The following is an 18,403-nucleotide window of genomic DNA, read 5'->3' on the forward strand; positions in this document are numbered from 1 at the left end:
GAAATCTTCAAGTTCTTACTTGATCCGTATACGCGGATCAACAATACCCAGAATAATGTCAGACAGCAACGATCCTAGGATTGTAGCTATGCCATATAACAAGACGAGTGCAGTTACTACACTGAAATCCCGAAGAGAAATAGAATTCAGGAACAACTGTCCCATACCTGGATAACTGAATATGCTCTCAATGAAGATGGTACCTCCGATAAGTCCCGTAATCTCATAACCGAAAAATGCGGCGATCGGCAACAGGGAGTTTCTTAAAATATGTCTGTTGTATATCCGAGATTCCGAGGCGCCCTTGGCTCTCGCAGTAAGAACGAATTCCTTATGCTTGATATCGATAATTTCACTACGCAAGTATTGGACGGTAGATACCGTTGCAATTAATGCCATGGATAGTGACGGTAATAACAAATGATAGAATTTGCTTGTTATATAGCTGAATGTACCTGGTGTAAGTCCAGGTTCCACGCTTCCCCCGGTTGGGAACCAGCCAAAATGGAATCCAAAAATCCATAACATCACCAGTGCGAAGATAAACAACGGGGCTGCAAAGCCCAAGTAGGTGTAACCTGTGATCAACCGATCAGACCAGGTATCGTTGTAACGACCACTGATAATGCCAAGTGGAATGGCAATCAGATAAGTAAACACCAGTGTCGCCAGTGCAAGCCAGAACGTATTGGCTACACGCTGACCAATCAAATCAGATACTGGCATTTTGAACCGGAAAGATTGTCCGAAATCGCCTTGTACAGCATTTTTGATCCAATCCCAATACTGTACATACCATGGATTGTTTAATCCCAGTCGTTCCCGCTGTTCATCCAGCGCTTTTGGATCAATACTCGGATCGAGTAATCCGGTAAGTGCATCCCCAGGCATCGCCTTGGCCATCAGAAAGACCAACAGGCTAAGCAAAAAGATCTGAGGGATCATAATGATAATTCTGCGTACTATCGTTTTCCACATATGGTCTTCAACCTTTCTGAGGTAGAGCTACTCGGTGAGTATCGGAAATGGATTGGAGCGAGTATGCCAGCCCTTCCTCATCAAAGAAATTTCGGTATGAATTTTCATACTCGGATTTGACCTGCTGACGGAAGGCTACCATTTCTTCACGTTTGGTTGGGTCCATATCCGGAATGGCTGCAATTAAACGCTTGGTATAGATATGTTGTGGATTCTCAAAAATATCATCCGTTGTGCCTTGCTCCACATATCGACCTTTATACATAATTCCGATCTGATCACACATATGACGGATAATGCCGAGATCGTGACTGATGAACAGGTAGGTCAGATTCAGCTCTTTTTGAATTTCCTGCATGAAGTTGAGCACCTGGGCTTGTACAGATACATCGAGCGCAGATACTGGCTCATCTGCGATGATTAGCTTCGGCTTCAATGCAATCGCACGAGCGATGCCAATCCGTTGCCGCTGCCCCCCGGAAAACTCATGAGGATACTTATAGATCGATTCGGGACTCAATCCAACCTTCTCCAGAAGGTCTCGGACCTGGCGTTTCTCTTCCGTAGCTGTCAGCCGTTCATAATTACGGAGTGGCTCAGCAATGATGTCGATAACACGCTTCTTGGGATTTAACGAAGAGTACGGATCTTGAAAGATCATCTGCACATCACGCTGTAGTTGTCTATCTTTCCGCCGCTCTGTAGCCAGATCTCTTCCATCGAAAAGAATTTTCCCGGCCGTCACATGGTTTAAGCCAATAACGGCTCTACCCGTAGTCGTTTTGCCTGAGCCTGACTCACCTACAAGGCCGTACGTTTGACCCTGCTCAATGGAGAAGCTCACATCATCAACCGCTTTGATGTTACCAATTTCACGCTTGATCAACCCTCCGCGAATCGGAAAGTGAATTTTTAGTCCTTCTACTTCGAGTAATGCCATTATGTTATTCCTCCTCAGCTTGATCAGGGAAATGAAAGTGCTGATAACAGGTACACCGTACAAAGTGACCTGGCGCAATTTCATGCATCTGTGGGTTTTCTTCATGAGCCGAATCACTTATCCATGGAATTCGGGCCTTGAATCGGCACCCTTGGCGAGGAAGGTTTTTCAGTGAAGGAACAATGCCTTGAATGACATGAAGCTTCGATTTTTCTTCAGAAATGGTAGGAATAGAGTTTAGTAGAGAACGTGTATATGGATGCTTGGCATCCGTCATTAGAGTATAGATATCGGCAATCTCAACAATTTCACCTGCATACATAACTGCCACGCGATCAGCCATCTCGGCAACGACACCCAGATCATGCGTGATCAGGATGATTCCTGCGTTAATCTCGTTCTTCAATTCGCGGATAAGCTCCAGAATTTGTAGTTGGATTGTAACGTCAAGCGCTGTCGTTGGTTCATCGGCAATCAGCAATTCAGGTTTATTGGCAATCGCAATCGCGATAACAACTCTCTGTCTCATACCACCCGATAATTCGTGAGGATACTGCTTGTATAATTGTTCGGGACGCGGAATCCCTACTTGATTGAGTAAATCAATTACTTTGTCTTTCTTTTCTTTCGAAGATAGCTTGGGTTGATGCAGTGTCAGAATCTCTTCGATCTGTTCACCGATCAGCATCAGAGGATTTAATGCGGAAAGTGGGTCCTGAAAGATCATCCCCATCTCTTTACCGCGGAGTTTGTTTAACTTGTTGGGAGATATATTCGCTATATCCTGCCCTTTGTACAGAATTTCACCATCAATTTTGGCTTTGTTATGCAGGCCCATAATTGAAAAAGCAAAGGCACTTTTGCCTGATCCTGATTCTCCCACAATAGCCAATACTTCATTCTTTTTAACCGTAAGATTAACGTGATCAACTGCTGCATAATAGTCATCTTCAATTCTGAATGATGTAGTTAGATTTCTGACTTCCAATAGCTCTGTATTCAAATCAATCACCCTAACCCCATAATTTCTGCGGACTGTATTCATGTGTAGAAGAATGCATCCACTGTATATTTCCATGTTCTTGAAGATAACGAACGAAAGTGTATACAAAATACCAAATCATTAGGAGAATCTATTTTTTATACTGCTATTTAGACCGTTGGTCAATTAATACTGACAATTCCTAGCGGGATAATAAAGCAAAATAATTAATGTAATCATACGTGTAAATTTAGGTGACGTCAATGCTTATTTTGAGATTTATGGTATAAATGTTTTTTATAGCACAGTTCTGGGTATTAGTTATACTTTAAAGGGAATAGATCAAGGAATTTCAGAGCCAGTCAGATACTTTCAATGGTAGAGTTTGAAACTTAAATATACCGATTATCTAAATACATGACATTAGCATTACACAGTATGTGTAGTTAAATGTTATAAATATAGATATAACAAACTATTATGTTAGGTATGAGGGAATTGTAGAGGAAATATTTTATTTGGAAGTGAAATTGGTTTCTAGCCAAATTTTGTGCTTTTAGAGGTATGATTTAGATATTACTAAAGGATTGAAGTTAAATTTCTAGTTATTATAGTATAGTTTCATTTAATCGCTTATGTAAAGAACAAATTGTCATCTTTTATCATTTATTTTACAAAAGAAAGCAAAAAGCCCTGCAAAATGCAAGGCTTTTCTAATATTTATACATATAGATGTATATATAATATTGTAATTACTGCGTAACCGGAGGTCTTTTCCCACGCTTCAAATCGTTGATGCTTAATCCAAAGTCCATCTGCAAGTGAGGATAATCCGGAAAGTTATCCCAATCTCCTCCCCACGTAAACCCTAGTTCTTTGGCAAGTTCCACAACTTCCAGCCAATCTGGCTTTCCATTGCCGTTATCATCACGTTCCATATCCCACACTACATCTCCTTCAGGAGTCCGCAACGCAAAATCAATGGCTAAACCATAGTTGTGATAGGACTCTCCCCCTTTGGCGTTGGTAACGATATTTCCGGAAAGAGAGCGTCCTTGATTATAGAGGGCATCTTGTTCGTTTATGCTGCGAAAATCATGTGTAATCACGATTTCAATTCCTCGTCTAGCTGCCTTTCGAACCAACAACTTCTCACTTTCCGCGACTACCGGGTGAAGTCCAGTGATCGGCACTGCTTCTTGTACATTGGTCCGTGGCCAAATATCATAGGTACCTCCTTTTTGCTGTAACCATACATATATAATGGAAAGCAAAAACGTAGCTACGATCCAAAATCGCAGACTACTCTTGCGTCTCTGTTTTACTTTACGTTTGGATGTATTCATGCTCTCTCCTGATGGTGAAATCTTTATTCGTTTATACTCACGCTATCTGATATCAGCAATATAATAGACTCTATTATAAATCATTTACGCCTTAATTGCTTCTATCGCCGCAGCTCTTTGCGAAATCCAATTACCAGGAGAGAACCAACCTTAATTATTTTTAGATGCAAAAAAGCAGTCGGCTATAAGCCGACTGCTTTGTATCCATGCTGAGTAAGACTACTCAGTTGTGTATGGTAGCAATGCGATTTGACGGGAGCGTTTGATGGCAATCGTCAGCATGCGTTGATATTTAGCGCTAGTACCTGTTACACGGCGTGGCAAAATTTTTCCGCGCTCGCTGATAAATTTACGAAGCAAGTCCGTATCTTTATAATCGATGTGAGTAATTTTGTTAGCTGTGAAGAAGCACACTTTACGACGTTTATTACGGCCGCCACGACGTGCCGGTCTTTTATCGTTGTCTCCGCCTTCTCTTTGCTTGAAGCCCATGCTTTTCAGTCCTTTCCTATCATGTAACCCATATCTCATTAGAGTATCGGCTCACGTTAAAATGGCAAATCATCATCCGATATATCAATCGGTTTTCCGTCATCGGAAAAAGGATCCTGATTGTTGCTACGCGAATTATTGTTATTGTTCGCGCGCCCGCCGCCTCCGTAAGAAGGCTCTTCACGCATCGGTTGACCACCACCGCCGCCACCGTTATTATCACGGTTAGCTGACTCCAAGAAACGGACGTTATCGGCAATGACTTCGGTCACGTATACACGTTTTCCTTCGTTATTCTCGTAATTCCGTACTTGAATGCGTCCTTCGACTGCAGCTAGGCGTCCTTTGCGCAAATAGTTTGCACAAGTCTCAGCAAGCTGTCTCCAGGTTACGACCGGAATGAAATCCGCTTCCTTTTCTCCACCTTGGCTTGTAAACGGTCTGTCCACTGCCAAAGTAAATTGCGTAACTGCTACTCCAGCTGGAGTATAACGCAACTCAGGATCCCGGGTTAACCGGCCGATCAGAATGACACGGTTCAACAATGTAATCCCCTCCTTCAGAGCGTATTGGTGCATTGATCACGAGTTGTCTTAAGCAGACTTAACGTCGTTTGTAATGAGATAACGAATTACTTCGTCAGAAATCTTCATGAGACGCTCAAGTTCAGTAACTACTGCTGGTTCAGCAGTGAAGTGTACCAAAACATAAACACCATCACGGAATTTCTTGATCTCATACGCAAGACGGCGTTTACCCATAACGTCGTGAGCTGTAACTTCACCACCGCCGTTGGAGATGATGCCTTGGAATTTATCGACTGTAGCTTGAACAACTTCTTGCTCAACATCAGGACGAATAATGTACATCACTTCATATTTGCGCATAATTTTCACCTCCTTATGGACTCTGGCCCTCAATCTATGTTGAGAGCAAGGAACGAGCACAAACTCGAACTATATTAATATAACAAATATGATGTCTCAATGCAAGCAAACGTTCCCTCTTCTTAAAACACATGATCATAACTCCAATGGAGCACACTACAGAAGCAACATTGGAATCCATTACGCCGAGGAGGTTTTATCATGGGTGAAAGAACCGAGTTTGAACCAGGAGACAAAGCTCCAAACGATGGTGAGTACACCGAGGTTGGTGAGAAGAGCTTTCATACGGAGATTAACAATCCGAAACGGATAACCCTCCAAAAGGGTGAAGCTTTCCCTGAAACAAGCAATCAGAATCGCAAGTGGAAAAAGCTTACCAAAGCCCGCGTCCACTAAGCGTAAAGATTTTTTCAGACTGCTGTATATAAAACGTACTAATGCACATAATACAATCAGGCGATGCACGAGAGAGGTGTGGTTCCGTTGGACAACGAAGCCGAACATTCACTGTTGGAGATTCATCACGTAATTTAAGAAGCAAGATGGTTGTGTGTAAGGCCTTTGTCTGAAGCACGAGTATTGCTACTTGCAGTACACCAAGTTTCTGATCGTTACGACCGATTGTTTCCTAACAAACCGAATGCATCGCCGAATGAAGAGCCCTTAGGGGCTCTTTGTTTTTTCAATTAAGAAGAGTTATTAGACAACAATAAAAATAAGAAGACCTTCCAGCTGGAAGGTCTTCTTGCATGTATAGAACTCAACACACGTTGAGTAAGTTTTTCAATTACAATTACAAAGCAATATCTATTAGTGGCGGAAAGGGTGGGATTCGAACCCACGCACGCTGTGACACGCCTAACTGATTTCGAGTCAGCCCCCTTGGGCCTCTTGGGTACCTTTCCGCAGCAATAATGATTATAGCATGATCATTTACAGAACGCAATACTTAAGCTATGCCTACATGTAAACGTTATTATGGAGTGCGAAAAGAGTAAACATTAACCAATTTTTCATTAGGATTCAGACGAATCCTCTGTCGAACGAAGTACCTTTTTCATGTTTTTCTCGAATTTCGCTCTGGGAATTAATACGCTGTGTTTACATCCTACACACTTGATGCGAATATCCATGCCCATCCGAATAATCTCCATCTCATTGCTGCCACATGGATGCTGCTTCTTCATCTGCACAATGTCTCCAAGCTGGAAACTTTTACGCTCCACCTATGCCATCCCCCTCATCCTTCTCCTGAGCTGCTGCTTGCTCTAATGCTGCCTGATTGCTCATCTCATGATACTCCAGTGTTTTCTTCACATCACTCTGAATTTGACGCTCTACAGATGCCCTGGAGTTCGGCAAGCACTCAGCAACAATGCGAACCACATATTCCGAGGTAGACATCGACTGGATACCAAGCACGTCAGGTACTTTAACGATGTTCAGATCTCGATCCTCAATCCCAGTCAAAGCTCGTTTCACCAAGTGCACTGACTCGTCCAGGGTCTGTTCACCCTTCATGGGAATGTCCACAACTGCAAGGGAATTAGACATCGAGTAATTAGTTACACTTGCAATCGTACCATTTGGAATGATGTGCACCTCACCCTGCCAGCTAACCAGCTTGGTTGTTCTCAGGCCAATGACCTCAACCGTTCCTTTATAGGTACCTGTTTGAATAACATCGCCCACCGCGAATTGATCCTCCAATATAATGAAGAAACCCGTAATAACATCCTTCACCAATCCTTGGGCACCAAAACCGATAGCCAGTCCAAGTACTCCCGCACTCGCTAACAATGGTCCAACTTTCACGTTGATCTCAGATAACAGTAACAGAATCATAATGAAATTACATGTTATGGAGGTCGCATTTTTCATCAACTCTCCCACCGTTATAAATCTCCGCGGATTGACGCGAATCTTACCTTCCTGCTTACGTGCCATCGTGCGATCTATAATACGTGATACAATCTTAATCACAATACGCGTAATAATGAAAATAATAACGATGCGGATTGAGCTGAACAGAATATTAAACCACATATCTGCATCAGCGACTTTATCCCATAATTGGTCTGTCCAGCGAATGGCTCCCTTTATAGTCCTCCCTGGATCAGGCGAGGTCTCAGCAAACTTAAAAGGCAACATAGATCAAACCTCCTCTACATGGGTATGTTATCATAGCTGTCAGCGGTTTTGAAATAGAGGCCACGGATCTCCACAAATTCGTTACGAATGATTTGTCTCACTCTCTCCAGATCTTCTTTTGGAAACTGAATACATAGAGCACAGCCCGCTGTGATCTCTTTTGGTGTAGGAAATAAGTCGATCTCAATCTCGGCAAACTCCAGCAGCATTTCTGCCCGCAGCGCCTGCTGGGTGGAATCAAAAGCAATCAGCATCCAATCATCAATCCACTCGTCCATGTCCGGCTCCTTTCGTGATACATTCATTCCTTTGAAAAAGCTTGTCCCCACGAAGTATAAAACGTTCTATCCTTCCATATACTGTTACTACTATTCCAAGGGAAAGGATAGATCCTATGAATCCCATTTCGCATTCCTTCTCAGCTCAAGACATGGCCAGTTTGAAAATCCCACATACAGATCCAGGCATTCACTCAGCCATCATTCATCGTTTAATGTTTCATCTCTATAAAGCCCATTCTTTGCAAAATGTAGTTGTCGTCTGTATCGGTACAGATCGCTCTACTGGGGACTGCCTTGGCCCGCTCGTCGGCTCGTCACTTGCCAAGTGGGACAGCCCTCTATTCCATCTCTATGGCACATTGGATGAACCCGTACATGCAATGAACCTGCAGGACACCCTTCACAAAATACACACAACACATCACAACCCTTATGTGATCGGTATTGATGCCTGTCTCGGACAGTCTTCGAGTGTTGGATGTATCCAGGTCGTGAATGGACCGCTCAAACCAGGAGCGGGTGTAAATAAAGAATTACCGCCGGTCGGCGATATCCATCTTACAGGTATCGTTAACGTCGGCGGCTTTATGGAATACTTTGTTTTGCAGAACACACGTCTCAGTCTCGTCATGCGCATGTCCGAGATTATATCCAGCAGTCTCTACTCCGCCATTCGCGAATGGCATACCCGTTCTACTCTGCTTGCTGTGCCAGAGTAATGGCTTCCTTTTCCTCAGGGGAAAGAGTATACGTGGACTCTCCCCCTTTAAGAGGTTTAGCATATACATAGGAACCGTCTCGATTATAGATACCAGTCAGTACCATACCGTCCTGGCTATCGTTAACCATCGCCATGGAGAAACTCAGATCACTGCCAAGCTCCCCATAAGCGTTGTACCGTTTCACGCCCACTTTACCCTGGATGCGGGTCAGCTTCTGCATGACAGTCTTTAACTGATCCGTTTGCAGTGTATGCTCATCCTCAATGCTGTCCATCTGAATTTTCAGATTGATTAACAGCGACTCCAGATCTTCGACTCCACTGCCAGCCATCATGGCCTCATATTTCCGTTTAAACTTCCGTAGCTTTGCGCCTTGAGCAATACTTATGATAAGCAAAATCACCAAAAGTAATGCCATGCCGCCAATAATCCATATCAGCTGTTCCAGAATCAGCTCATTTAATTCAGCCATGTAGTGCAACTACCCCTCTGTTGGTTTGTTCAGGTTAACGTTTGTAGCTTCAAACGTACTCCACATCATCGATCCATTCAGCCAAGAAAAGCCATCCAACGCACTAATATAACCCTCAAGCTTACCCTTATTATTCACCAGATAACCCCTACGGTTAATCACTCGTTTTGGCTTCTTGCCTCTTTTGCTTTTTGCTTATTCAAGCGATTGAAATTCACATTTCATTAGGGTTGCTTCATACAGATTTGGATGCTGTTAATTCGATAACTGCTTCGATCAACGCATCGACATCTTCTCTTGATGTACTATATCCCACGCTCGCTCTGACAGCCCCACTTGCCGTTGTGCCAGCCGAATCATGGGCAAGTGGTGTGCAATGAAAACCTGAACGCACAGCGATGCCATAATTTCGGTCTAATTGAAAAGCGAGTTGGGCCGAATCATATCCTTCAACAGTAAAGGATAACAATCCGGTGCGCGGCTGTCCAATTTCAGGACCAAGCATTCGAATCCCCTGTACTGATGATAACCCATCCATCATATGCTGAGTCAAATCCCACTCCTGTTTGTATATGAATTCAGGCGTCAGTTCAAGCACATGCTGCACTCCGGCTGCTAGACCTGCTATACCCACGGTATTCGGCGTACCTGCCTCATAGCGATCAGGACGAACAAGTGGCTGCTCAATCGCCTCGGATTGGCTTCCTGTCCCTCCGTGAAGCAATGGTTGCACATCCAGCTCAGGAGCAATGTACAGCCCACCCGTTCCCTGCGGTCCCAACAGTCCTTTATGCCCGGGAAAGGCAAGCATATCGATGCCAAGCTGCTTCACATCCACAGGGATAATTCCAGCACTTTGAGCAGCGTCAACAAGCAAAGCCACCTGGTGTTTTTGACACATCAGTGCAATTTCACCAATGGGCAGAATACTCCCCAGCAGGTTCGAACTATGCGTGCAGACAACCAATCTTGTATTGGAACGAAACAAGCGTGCGAATTCGACCAGATCGATCTCCCCGGCTGCATTAACAGGCACATAATCAACCTCTACATTACGAGATCTGCGCATGTACTCCAAGGGCCGTCTTACTGAATTATGTTCAGCCATCGTAGCAATGGCGTGATCGCCTTCTCTTAACCACCCTTGAATAGCTAGATTCAAAGCTTCTGTGGTATTAGAACCCAGTGCAATATCATTGGCATTACGAACACCCAAAAGAGTGGATAACGCTTTTCTGGCACCAAATACAACTCGGCTCGCCTGTACAGCCATCCGATGACTTCCTCTGCCTGGGTTGGCCCCTGCCACATCCAGAGCCTGCATCATGGCTTCCCCGACAGCAGGTGGCTTAGGCCAAGATGTCGCTGCATGATCCAGATAGATAACTCCCTCCACCTCATGACCACCTCTGTCCCTAATTGATCGTTCTGTTTGGATGAAATCCCTATAAACAAACAATGACATATCGTTTCTCCATGGTACAGAGGCGATATGTCATCACATGAAAAAGCCCCGCATGTTGTTCATCGATCATGGAATTACGACTATTATTGCAACAGTTCCAACAGTCGCTCCAAATCTTGTTTGCTGTAGTAGTTGAGCTCAATTTTGCCTTTATCTTTGTTATGCTTAATTTTCACCGTTGTTTTGAACCGTTCACGTAAAGACTCTTCCAATGTATCAATAAATGGATCTTTTTTCTTCAACTTGGATTTGGCTTTCGCTTCACCCGTTTTGGAACGATCCAATTGTTGAACAGCCTCTTCCAGTTCACGTACACTCCACTGCTGATCAATAGTTTGTTTTGCCAGCTGCTTCACAAGGCTTTCATCCTTAACACCGACGATAGCACGTGCATGCCCCATTGACAATGTTCCACGTGAAACATGATCCTTCACTTCTTCCGGCAATGATAACAAACGTAGGAAGTTAGCGATGTGAGAACGTGACTTACCCACTTTTACGGAGAGCTCTTCTTGGGTTAATCCAAACTGGTCCATCAACCCCTGATAAGCAACTGCAACTTCCATCGCATTCAGATTTTCCCGCTGCAAGTTCTCGATTAAAGCAATCTCCATAACCTGCTGATCACTGAAATTACGAACTACGGCAGGCACAGTGGCATTACCGCAATATTGGGAAGCTCTGAAACGACGTTCACCAGCAATGATCTCATAACCTCTCAAAACAGGTCTTACAATAATAGGTTGTATAACACCATGTTGACGGATTGATTCAGCGAGTTCATGTATCGCATCCTCATCAAATACTTTACGAGGTTGGTAAGGGTTTGCCCGCAGTTGACTAATCGGGATTTCTACGACTTTATCATCGTCATTAATTGAAAGCGAAGGAATGAGGGCATCAAGACCTTTTCCAAGCCGCTTACTCATAAGAAATCACTTCCTTTGCGAGCTCTAAATAAACTTCAGCCCCTCGGGATCGAGGATCATACGTAATGATAGACTGACCATGAGAAGGTGCCTCACTAAGCCGCACATTGCGCGGAATAATGGTCTGATACACCTTTTGTTGAAAATACTTCTTCACTTCTTCAATCACTTGAATGCCCAGATTCGTACGAGCGTCGAACATCGTCAGCAATACCCCTTCAATCTGCAGGGATGTATTCAGATGTTTCTGCACCAAACGTACCGTGTTGAGCAATTGGCTCAACCCTTCGAGCGCATAATACTCACACTGAATCGGAATAATCACCGAATCTGAAGCTGTCAACGAGTTGATCGTTAACATGCCTAGAGAAGGTGGACAATCGATCAGTATGTAATCATAGTTTTTTTTCACCATGGCGAGTGATTTTTTCAGGCGAACTTCCCGTGATATCGTGGATACCAGTTCAATTTCGGCTCCGGCAAGCTGAATCGTTGCAGGTATGATATGAAGGCCTTCAATCTGAGTTTCCACAATCGCTTCCTGAGGGGGAACTTCATTAATGATGACATCATATATACAATTGGCCACATCTGCTTTGTTGATTCCGACTCCACTGGTTGTATTCCCCTGGGGGTCAATATCGACAAGCAATACCCTTTTCCCGAGCGAAGCCAGTCCTGCACCCAAGTTAACAGATGTCGTCGTTTTCCCCACACCGCCCTTTTGATTTGCTACGGCCATAATCTTAGACAATTACTTCACCTCAAATAAAATAGGAGTCTTTTCTTGTAGGTTGTGAGCTACAGTTAACAAAAAGCAGGTGGCTATTATCCACACAAACATCAACTACCGTTTCTTCATGGTGCTATTCTACGCTGTTCATGCCACTCTCAACTTTATAGACAGAAAAAGCGGCCCATTGCCGCCTTAAGCTTCAATTATTTGCGTTTCGGGATATGGATAACGATCTCGTAATGGTCCTCATGGTCCGCTTCCTTGGTTTTGATGTCTAGACCGGAGCCCGATACCATATCAATGGATTGACGAATCGTATTAAGTGCAAGTCTAACGTCCTTGGTGAATGAGACACGTTTGGATTTTTTGATCTTCGAGGATTCCTTGTAAAAGGCAACCCGCGCTTCCGTTTGTTTTACATTCAACTCTTTATCAATAATTTCGCCGAGCAATTTCATTTGCAACTCTTCCGTATCCAATGAAAGCAAAGCTCTGGCATGACGCTCCGAAATCTTACGTTCCATCAGCGCTGTCTTAATGCCATCTGGAAGCTGTAGCAACCGGATTTTGTTGGCGATCGTCGACTGGCTTTTGCCTAATCGCTGCGCAAGACTTTCCTGTGTAAGTTGGTGCAGGTCAATCAATTTCTGATAAGCAACAGCCTCTTCAATGGAAGTGAGTCCCTCACGCTGCAAGTTCTCGATCAATGCGATGGACGCTGCCTGAGAGTCGTTGAATTCACGTACAATGGCCGGGATATGATCCAAACCAAGTTTTCGAACTGCACGCCAGCGACGTTCCCCGGCGATAATCTCATATGATCCATTTCGTACGCGGACGACAATCGGTTGTATAACTCCATGTGTCTTGATCGTCTGCAACAACTCATCAATTTTATCATCATCAAAAATAGTACGGGGTTGATATGGGCTACTCACAATTTCATTGACCGGAATTTGTTTAATCTCATCTCCGTTATTGCGCTCCGCCAAACCAAACAACTTCGAAAATTGTTCTTTCATTCCGTATATTACCACCTAGTTTCGTAATAGCTCCCGCAAGGTGCAGGTGCTTCTTATTCAATATGCGACCTGTTCAAATGCTGTCGTTCTTCGAATAAGTTTTGCCTTCCATGACGCTTTCTGTAACCTATACATTAATGCTCAAAAAATCTATCTATACATATAATCTATGATCTCTGTAATCCAGGACCGGATACTTCTATTCTATCATCTTTTCTTCCATAATCCTATGTTTACCTATTCTTTAAACTCTCCTAATTTTCCTGCTTTTTCTTCATGAACATTAGCTATATGACTGCTTGTACACAATAAGATATAGAGAATCTATGTAGACAGGACCTGCTCATAGTAGCTACATTATGTACTCATTTGATACCATGTGAAAATGGTTTTTCAAAAGAATAACTCGGTGGCAGGAAAACCTCTTTCTTACGTATCTCCCTATTCTATAGCTACTACTATTGCCAATGTCCTTCCTCTATCCATAGGTCAATGACCATCATCCAAGAATAGCTTGAACAAGATCAATAGTTATTCATCAAGAAAACTTCTATTTCAAAATAAATATTATCGATTTCACTTTTCTCTGCTCAATGTAATCGTAATGCGGATGTTATCTATACCTAGATAAAAAATCAAAAAAACAAAAAGAGGATGTTTCACGTGAAACATCCTCTTTACTCTTATTCAAAGTTCTCCATTAAATAAACGAAGAATGATCATCTTACCTTTTTAATACATACGATGTTGCGCCAAGAACTATACCAAAGGTGTTTTTAATGGTGTCCCTGGTTTACGTGGATATTTAAAAGGTGTCTTATCAAACTTCTGAATCAGAATGATATGACGTGCCGACTCTTCAACCGGTAGCTGGAACGGATGAACTGCTTTTACCCGTCCTTTCAGCTGATTAAAGCTGAATTCAGCTTCCTTCATTTCTTCGCGCGGGTCTCCACCCTTCATTGCAGCGAATAATCCACTTTTGCGAACAAATGGCAGACAGAATTCGTTAAGCACTGCTAGCTTAGCAACTGCACGCGCAGTAACAAGGTCATAGCTGTCACGATATCCTTCTTTGCGTCCAAGTTCCTCCGCACGACCATGAATCAATTCTACATCGGTCAAGCCGAGCGTATCTACAAGATGCTGCAGAAAGCCAATACGTTTATTTAGCGAGTCAATGATCGTCAGCTTAATATGCGGGAAACAAATTTTAAGAGGTAGTCCTGGAAAACCTGCCCCTGAACCAATATCTGCGAGTTTGTTTACCTTAGACATATCTGTATAAAACGCCAGCGATACCGAATCATAGAAATGCTTTGTATATACTTGTTCACGTTCGGTGATCCCGGTTAAATTCATCTTTTCATTCCAAGCTACCAGCTCCTGAAAATACAACTCGAATTGCTCCAACTGGCGTTCATCTAGCTCCAGTCCATGTTTCTTCAGGCGCCGTTGTAGCTGCTGTTGAATATCGTCCATTATTGTCCCCTTGCTGCGGTTACACGGTTATAATGCTCCAGGTAAACCAGCAGAATGGAGATATCCGCAGGAGTAACCCCGGCAATACGGGACGCCTGTCCTATCGAGATTGGACGAATCTTAGCGAGCTTCTGCTTTGCTTCCATAGCAAGGCCATGAATTTCGTCATATATAATCGTGTCCGGAATTTTTTTCTTCTCCATTTTTTGCAAACGTTCCACGTGGATCAATTGTTTCTCAATATAACCCGCATATTTAATTTGAATTTCTACTTGCTCTTTCATGTCAGCAGTCAGTTCCACCTCAGAAGGTGAGATCTGCTCAATCCAGTCATACCCGATCTCTGGGCGGCGCATCAATGTAAGAAGTGTGCTGCCATCCTGAATCGGTGTGGAACCGATCTCTTCCAGCTTCGAATTTACTTCGACAGGGCGAACTTTAGCTGCCTTCAAACGAGCCACTTCCTGTTCAACTTTTGCCTTTTTGTCCAGGAATTTAGCGTAACGCTCATCGGGAATCAACCCAATATCGTGGCCAATTTCCGTCAAACGCATATCGGCATTATCATGACGAAGCAACAAACGGTATTCTGCACGGGAAGTCAGCAGACGATAAGGTTCATTCGTACCTTTTGTTACGAGATCATCAATCAGTACACCAATGTACCCTTGGGAGCGATCCAGTACGACAGGCTCTTTATCCTGTACTTTACGTGCAGCGTTGATACCGGCCATTACGCCTTGTCCTGCCGCTTCTTCGTACCCGGAGGTACCATTAATCTGCCCTGCTGTGAACAGACCTGGCAGACGTTTCGTTTCAAGTGAAGGCCACAGTTGTGTAGGCACCATCGCATCATATTCAATAGCGTAGCCGTTACGCATCATTTCTACTTTTTCCATGCCCGGAATTGAGCGAAGGACCGCCAATTGAACATCTTCTGGCAGACTGGTAGATAGACCTTGTACATAGTATTCCGATGTGTTTTTGCCTTCTGGCTCCAGGAAAATCTGATGCTTCGGCTTGTCGCTGAAACGCACAATTTTATCCTCGATCGAAGGGCAATAACGCGGTCCGGTACCTTCAATAACGCCTGAGAACATAGGTGCACGGTGGAGATTATCGTTAATAATCTGGTGTGTTTCCACAGACGTATACGTCAACCAGCAAGGCAGCTGCTCATTATCGGAAGATTCCGTTTCATAAGAAAAGAACTTCGGTTTATCATCACCTGGCTGAATTTCCGTTTTGCTAAAATCAATCGTATCCTTATGCACACGCGGTGGTGTACCTGTTTTAAAACGAACCAGGTCAAAACCAAGCTCACGCAGATGTTCGGATAACTTAAGGGAAGGCTGTTGATTATTCGGGCCACTCTCGTACATCAACTCACCCATAATTACTTTACCGCGCAGATACGTACCTGTTGTCAAAACAACAGCTTTGGCCCGGTACTCTGTACCCGTCTGAGTAACCACACCTACACACTGTCCGTCTTCAACGATCAGGCGATCAACCATACCTTGACGCATCGTCAGGTTGCGTTCATTCTCCATCGTTTCTTTCATCGTATGCTGATAAGAGAACTTATCGGCCTGAGCACGAAGCGCATGCACAGCAGGTCCTTTACCTGTGTTGAGCATTCGCATCTGAATAAAGGTCTTATCGATGTTCCGTCCCATCTCTCCACCAAGTGCATCAATCTCACGTACCACATGTCCTTTTGCCGGTCCCCCAATAGATGGGTTACAAGGCATGAAAGCCACCATATCCAGATTGATGGTAATCATCAGTGTTTTCGAACCCATACGGGCTGCAGCCAGTGCCGATTCCACACCAGCATGTCCTGCCCCAACGACGATTACATCATAACTGCCGCCATCAAAAGCCATTCCAGTTTACCTCCTTTTTGCCGCTGCACGCCTAAATTCATGCAAACGATCTATTTTCTGTAAAAATCATAATGAAACACGCTCCGCACTCTACGGAATGCATTTCGATCTATATTAAGCCATCAAGTCTATAGGTACTTCAGACATATTCGCGGATTCTTTGACCACCCACAGATGGACTTTATTATCATACTACTTTTCAGAGCCGGTATGTTTGTCAGGTGTTATTTTCCGAGGCAGAATTGAGAGAAAATTTGATCAATCAACGCATCATGCGCTGTATCGCCCACGATCTCACCCAGTTGCTCCCATGCCAGACGAACATCAATCTGGATCATATCAATAGGAATCAGCTGCTCTGCTGCTTCATAGGCATCAATGAGCGACTGCTTCGCTTTTTTGAGCAAAGCAATATGACGCACATTGCTGACATAGGTCAGGTCGGCCGATTCCAGCTTGCCACTGAAGAACAACGTCGAGATGGCATCTTCCAATCGGTCCACGCCCAGATCATCTTTCACCGACATCGGAACAAGCCGTTCCTCAGGGATATAACGAAGCAGCACTTCGCGGTCCGCCTGCGGCGCTAAGTCCATTTTATTCATAATAATAATTGATTGTCTACCGCGGATTTGTTCCAATAATTCAATCTCGTCCTGATGTAGTGGCTCCGCAGCATTGATAACCATCAATAACAGATCCGCCTCATTCACAGCAGAGCGAGAACGCTCCACCCCGATTCTTTCCACGACATCCATCGTTTCCCGAATACCTGCCGTATCGAGCAGCTTGAGCGGTATATTGTTAATCGTAACAAACTCCTCAATGACGTCACGCGTTGTACCTGGTATGTCCGTTACAATTGCCCGGTTGTCCTGGGCCAACGTATTGAGCAATGAAGATTTCCCTACGTTTGGCCGGCCTACGATAGCTGTTGTGATTCCTTCACGCAGTATCTTTCCTTGCTCTGCTGTTACCAGCAATTTATCGATTTCAGTCATCACCTGACTGGATTTTTCTTTAATAAATTCAGAGGTTAGTGACTCTACATCATGCTCAGGATAATCGATATTTACTTCGATGTGAGCAAGTGTCTCCACCAGCGTGTATCTTAGTTCGCGCAGCTTGGACGACAATTTGCCCTCTACTTGCTTGAGTGCAACGGAGAACGCCCGATCGGATTTGGAACGAATGAGATCCATAACCCCTTCCGCCTGGGATAGATCAATCCGTCCATTGAGAAAAGCACGCTTTGTGAACTCGCCGGGTTCAGCGAGACGAATATCGAGCTGCAACAACAGATCCATTACGCGCTTAACCGAAACCACTCCGCCATGAGCGCTAATCTCCACGACATCCTCTGTTGTGAAAGAACGTGGCGCACGCATCACCGTAACCAATACTTCCTCGATCTTCTCACCAGTCCCCGGATCTATAATATGACCGTAATGAACCGTGTGGGATGCTGCCTGTGTTAGTGGGGTTTTGCTGCGAAAAATCTTCTCCGTCTCCGACACCGCATCCGGGCCGCTCACCCGGATTACAGCGATACCCGCTTCTCCGACCGCTGTTGATATCGCTGTAATCGTATCACTAATCATCGTTATCTCTCCTTGCTCTATTTTAAAA

General features: G+C 44.1%; 21 protein-coding genes and 1 tRNA gene. 2 read left to right on the top strand and 20 right to left on the bottom strand.

Annotation, left to right across the window (positions count from 1 at the left end):
- Window positions 1-15: 15 nt before the first annotated feature.
- From opp4B to rpsF, 7 genes are all read right to left on the bottom strand, one after another.
- Window positions 16-978, bottom strand: a complete 963-nt coding sequence (gene opp4B / locus BUA17_RS13500; protein ID WP_063567376.1) for an oligopeptide ABC transporter permease — start codon at window positions 976-978, stop codon at window positions 16-18.
- Between the two features lie 7 nt (window positions 979-985).
- Window positions 986-1,918: an ABC transporter ATP-binding protein gene (locus BUA17_RS13505; protein WP_063567377.1), complete on the bottom strand. Its 933-nt coding sequence runs from the start codon at window positions 1,916-1,918 to the stop codon at window positions 986-988.
- 4 nt (window positions 1,919-1,922) lie between these two features.
- Window positions 1,923-2,921: an ABC transporter ATP-binding protein gene (locus BUA17_RS13510; RefSeq protein WP_064641983.1), complete on the bottom strand. Its 999-nt coding sequence runs from the start codon at window positions 2,919-2,921 to the stop codon at window positions 1,923-1,925.
- 731 nt (window positions 2,922-3,652) lie between these two features.
- Window positions 3,653-4,246 (bottom strand): M15 family metallopeptidase, encoded by a 594-nt coding sequence (locus BUA17_RS13515; protein WP_072733928.1) that lies wholly within the window; start codon window positions 4,244-4,246, stop codon window positions 3,653-3,655.
- Window positions 4,247-4,465: 219 nt separating this feature from the next.
- Complete coding sequence (gene rpsR, locus BUA17_RS13520; protein ID WP_017691433.1) at window positions 4,466-4,738, bottom strand: 30S ribosomal protein S18; 273 nt, start codon at window positions 4,736-4,738, stop codon at window positions 4,466-4,468.
- 56 nt (window positions 4,739-4,794) lie between these two features.
- A complete protein-coding gene (ssb, locus tag BUA17_RS13525; protein WP_063567379.1) occupies window positions 4,795-5,283 on the bottom strand; it encodes a single-stranded DNA-binding protein in 489 nt (162 codons plus the stop codon).
- Between the two features lie 48 nt (window positions 5,284-5,331).
- On the bottom strand, window positions 5,332-5,625 hold the full coding sequence (gene rpsF / locus BUA17_RS13530) for a 30S ribosomal protein S6 (protein WP_024629534.1): 294 nt from the start codon (window positions 5,623-5,625) through the stop codon (window positions 5,332-5,334).
- A 201-nt stretch (window positions 5,626-5,826) separates the two neighbouring features.
- On the opposite strand from rpsF, the gene BUA17_RS13535 reads away from it, so the two are divergent.
- Window positions 5,827-6,021 (top strand): YjzC family protein, encoded by a 195-nt coding sequence (locus BUA17_RS13535; protein ID WP_063567380.1) that lies wholly within the window; start codon window positions 5,827-5,829, stop codon window positions 6,019-6,021.
- Window positions 6,022-6,439: 418 nt separating this feature from the next.
- Here the strand turns inward: BUA17_RS13535 and BUA17_RS13540 are convergent.
- From BUA17_RS13540 to BUA17_RS13555, 4 genes are all read right to left on the bottom strand, one after another.
- Window positions 6,440-6,530 (bottom strand) — tRNA-Ser (locus tag BUA17_RS13540).
- A gap of 111 nt (window positions 6,531-6,641) precedes the next feature.
- Window positions 6,642-6,851 (bottom strand): DUF951 domain-containing protein, encoded by a 210-nt coding sequence (locus tag BUA17_RS13545; protein ID WP_063567381.1) that lies wholly within the window; start codon window positions 6,849-6,851, stop codon window positions 6,642-6,644.
- A complete protein-coding gene (locus BUA17_RS13550) occupies window positions 6,841-7,776 on the bottom strand; it encodes a mechanosensitive ion channel family protein (RefSeq protein ID WP_072733929.1) in 936 nt (311 codons plus the stop codon). The genes BUA17_RS13545 and BUA17_RS13550 overlap by 11 nt, the downstream gene beginning before the upstream one ends.
- 14 nt (window positions 7,777-7,790) lie before the next feature.
- Window positions 7,791-8,054: a putative Se/S carrier protein gene (locus BUA17_RS13555; protein ID WP_170867847.1), complete on the bottom strand. Its 264-nt coding sequence runs from the start codon at window positions 8,052-8,054 to the stop codon at window positions 7,791-7,793.
- A gap of 116 nt (window positions 8,055-8,170) precedes the next feature.
- On the opposite strand from BUA17_RS13555, the gene yyaC reads away from it, so the two are divergent.
- Complete coding sequence (gene yyaC, locus BUA17_RS13560; RefSeq protein ID WP_072733930.1) at window positions 8,171-8,776, top strand: spore protease YyaC; 606 nt, start codon at window positions 8,171-8,173, stop codon at window positions 8,774-8,776.
- Here the strand turns inward: yyaC and BUA17_RS13565 are convergent.
- From BUA17_RS13565 to mnmE, 9 genes are all read right to left on the bottom strand, one after another.
- Window positions 8,751-9,251, bottom strand: coding sequence for a DUF4446 family protein (locus tag BUA17_RS13565; RefSeq protein WP_063567383.1), 501 nt, complete (start codon window positions 9,249-9,251; stop codon window positions 8,751-8,753). The genes yyaC and BUA17_RS13565 overlap by 26 nt on opposite strands.
- A 9-nt stretch (window positions 9,252-9,260) precedes the next feature.
- Entirely contained in the window at window positions 9,261-9,389 is a 129-nt protein-coding gene (locus BUA17_RS31870) for a hypothetical protein (protein WP_269054689.1), read from the bottom strand.
- Window positions 9,390-9,486: 97 nt separating this feature from the next.
- Window positions 9,487-10,647 carry an aminotransferase class V-fold PLP-dependent enzyme gene (locus BUA17_RS13570; protein WP_072733931.1) on the bottom strand — a complete coding sequence of 387 codons (1,161 nt, stop codon included), beginning with the start codon at window positions 10,645-10,647 and terminating at the stop codon, window positions 9,487-9,489.
- Window positions 10,648-10,799: 152 nt separating this feature from the next.
- Window positions 10,800-11,645 (bottom strand): ParB/RepB/Spo0J family partition protein, encoded by an 846-nt coding sequence (locus BUA17_RS13575; protein WP_024629526.1) that lies wholly within the window; start codon window positions 11,643-11,645, stop codon window positions 10,800-10,802.
- Window positions 11,638-12,399, bottom strand: a complete 762-nt coding sequence (locus tag BUA17_RS13580) for a ParA family protein (RefSeq protein WP_024629525.1) — start codon at window positions 12,397-12,399, stop codon at window positions 11,638-11,640. Before BUA17_RS13580 ends, BUA17_RS13575 begins: the two co-directional genes overlap by 8 nt.
- A gap of 185 nt (window positions 12,400-12,584) precedes the next feature.
- The gene (gene noc, locus BUA17_RS13585; RefSeq protein WP_064641439.1) at window positions 12,585-13,403 is read right to left on the bottom strand and encodes a nucleoid occlusion protein; all 819 of its coding nucleotides are present in this window, start codon (window positions 13,401-13,403) and stop codon (window positions 12,585-12,587) included.
- A 759-nt stretch (window positions 13,404-14,162) separates the two neighbouring features.
- Window positions 14,163-14,885, bottom strand: coding sequence for a 16S rRNA (guanine(527)-N(7))-methyltransferase RsmG (gene rsmG / locus BUA17_RS13590; RefSeq protein ID WP_063567385.1), 723 nt, complete (start codon window positions 14,883-14,885; stop codon window positions 14,163-14,165).
- Complete coding sequence (gene mnmG / locus BUA17_RS13595) at window positions 14,885-16,774, bottom strand: tRNA uridine-5-carboxymethylaminomethyl(34) synthesis enzyme MnmG (protein ID WP_063567386.1); 1,890 nt, start codon at window positions 16,772-16,774, stop codon at window positions 14,885-14,887. Before mnmG ends, rsmG begins: the two co-directional genes overlap by 1 nt.
- A 224-nt stretch (window positions 16,775-16,998) precedes the next feature.
- Window positions 16,999-18,375, bottom strand: a complete 1,377-nt coding sequence (mnmE, locus tag BUA17_RS13600; protein ID WP_063567387.1) for a tRNA uridine-5-carboxymethylaminomethyl(34) synthesis GTPase MnmE — start codon at window positions 18,373-18,375, stop codon at window positions 16,999-17,001.
- Window positions 18,376-18,403 lie beyond the last annotated feature (28 nt).

Source organism: Paenibacillus sp. ov031, from assembly GCF_900143165.1.
Classification (GTDB): domain Bacteria; phylum Bacillota; class Bacilli; order Paenibacillales; family Paenibacillaceae; genus Paenibacillus; species Paenibacillus marchantiae.

What these genes read in the sequence shown, in the direction of transcription:
- BUA17_RS13535 (WP_063567380.1), top strand. Translation starts at nt 5,827, where the DNA reads ATGGGTGAAAGAACCGAGTTTGAACCAGGAGACAAAGCTCCAAACGAT.
- rsmG (WP_063567385.1), bottom strand. Translation starts at nt 14,885, where the DNA reads ATGGACGATATTCAACAGCAGCTACAACGGCGCCTGAAGAAACATGGA.
- yyaC (WP_072733930.1), top strand. Translation starts at nt 8,171, where the DNA reads ATGAATCCCATTTCGCATTCCTTCTCAGCTCAAGACATGGCCAGTTTG.
- noc (WP_064641439.1), bottom strand. Translation starts at nt 13,403, where the DNA reads ATGAAAGAACAATTTTCGAAGTTGTTTGGTTTGGCGGAGCGCAATAAC.
- BUA17_RS13550 (WP_072733929.1), bottom strand. Translation starts at nt 7,776, where the DNA reads ATGTTGCCTTTTAAGTTTGCTGAGACCTCGCCTGATCCAGGGAGGACT.
- mnmG (WP_063567386.1), bottom strand. Translation starts at nt 16,774, where the DNA reads ATGGCTTTTGATGGCGGCAGTTATGATGTAATCGTCGTTGGGGCAGGA.
- mnmE (WP_063567387.1), bottom strand. Translation starts at nt 18,375, where the DNA reads ATGATTAGTGATACGATTACAGCGATATCAACAGCGGTCGGAGAAGCG.
- rpsF (WP_024629534.1), bottom strand. Translation starts at nt 5,625, where the DNA reads ATGCGCAAATATGAAGTGATGTACATTATTCGTCCTGATGTTGAGCAA.
- BUA17_RS13515 (WP_072733928.1), bottom strand. Translation starts at nt 4,246, where the DNA reads ATGAATACATCCAAACGTAAAGTAAAACAGAGACGCAAGAGTAGTCTG.
- rpsR (WP_017691433.1), bottom strand. Translation starts at nt 4,738, where the DNA reads ATGGGCTTCAAGCAAAGAGAAGGCGGAGACAACGATAAAAGACCGGCA.
- BUA17_RS13505 (WP_063567377.1), bottom strand. Translation starts at nt 1,918, where the DNA reads ATGGCATTACTCGAAGTAGAAGGACTAAAAATTCACTTTCCGATTCGC.
- opp4B (WP_063567376.1), bottom strand. Translation starts at nt 978, where the DNA reads ATGTGGAAAACGATAGTACGCAGAATTATCATTATGATCCCTCAGATC.
- BUA17_RS13575 (WP_024629526.1), bottom strand. Translation starts at nt 11,645, where the DNA reads ATGAGTAAGCGGCTTGGAAAAGGTCTTGATGCCCTCATTCCTTCGCTT.
- BUA17_RS13565 (WP_063567383.1), bottom strand. Translation starts at nt 9,251, where the DNA reads ATGGCTGAATTAAATGAGCTGATTCTGGAACAGCTGATATGGATTATT.
- BUA17_RS13555 (WP_170867847.1), bottom strand. Translation starts at nt 8,054, where the DNA reads ATGGACGAGTGGATTGATGATTGGATGCTGATTGCTTTTGATTCCACC.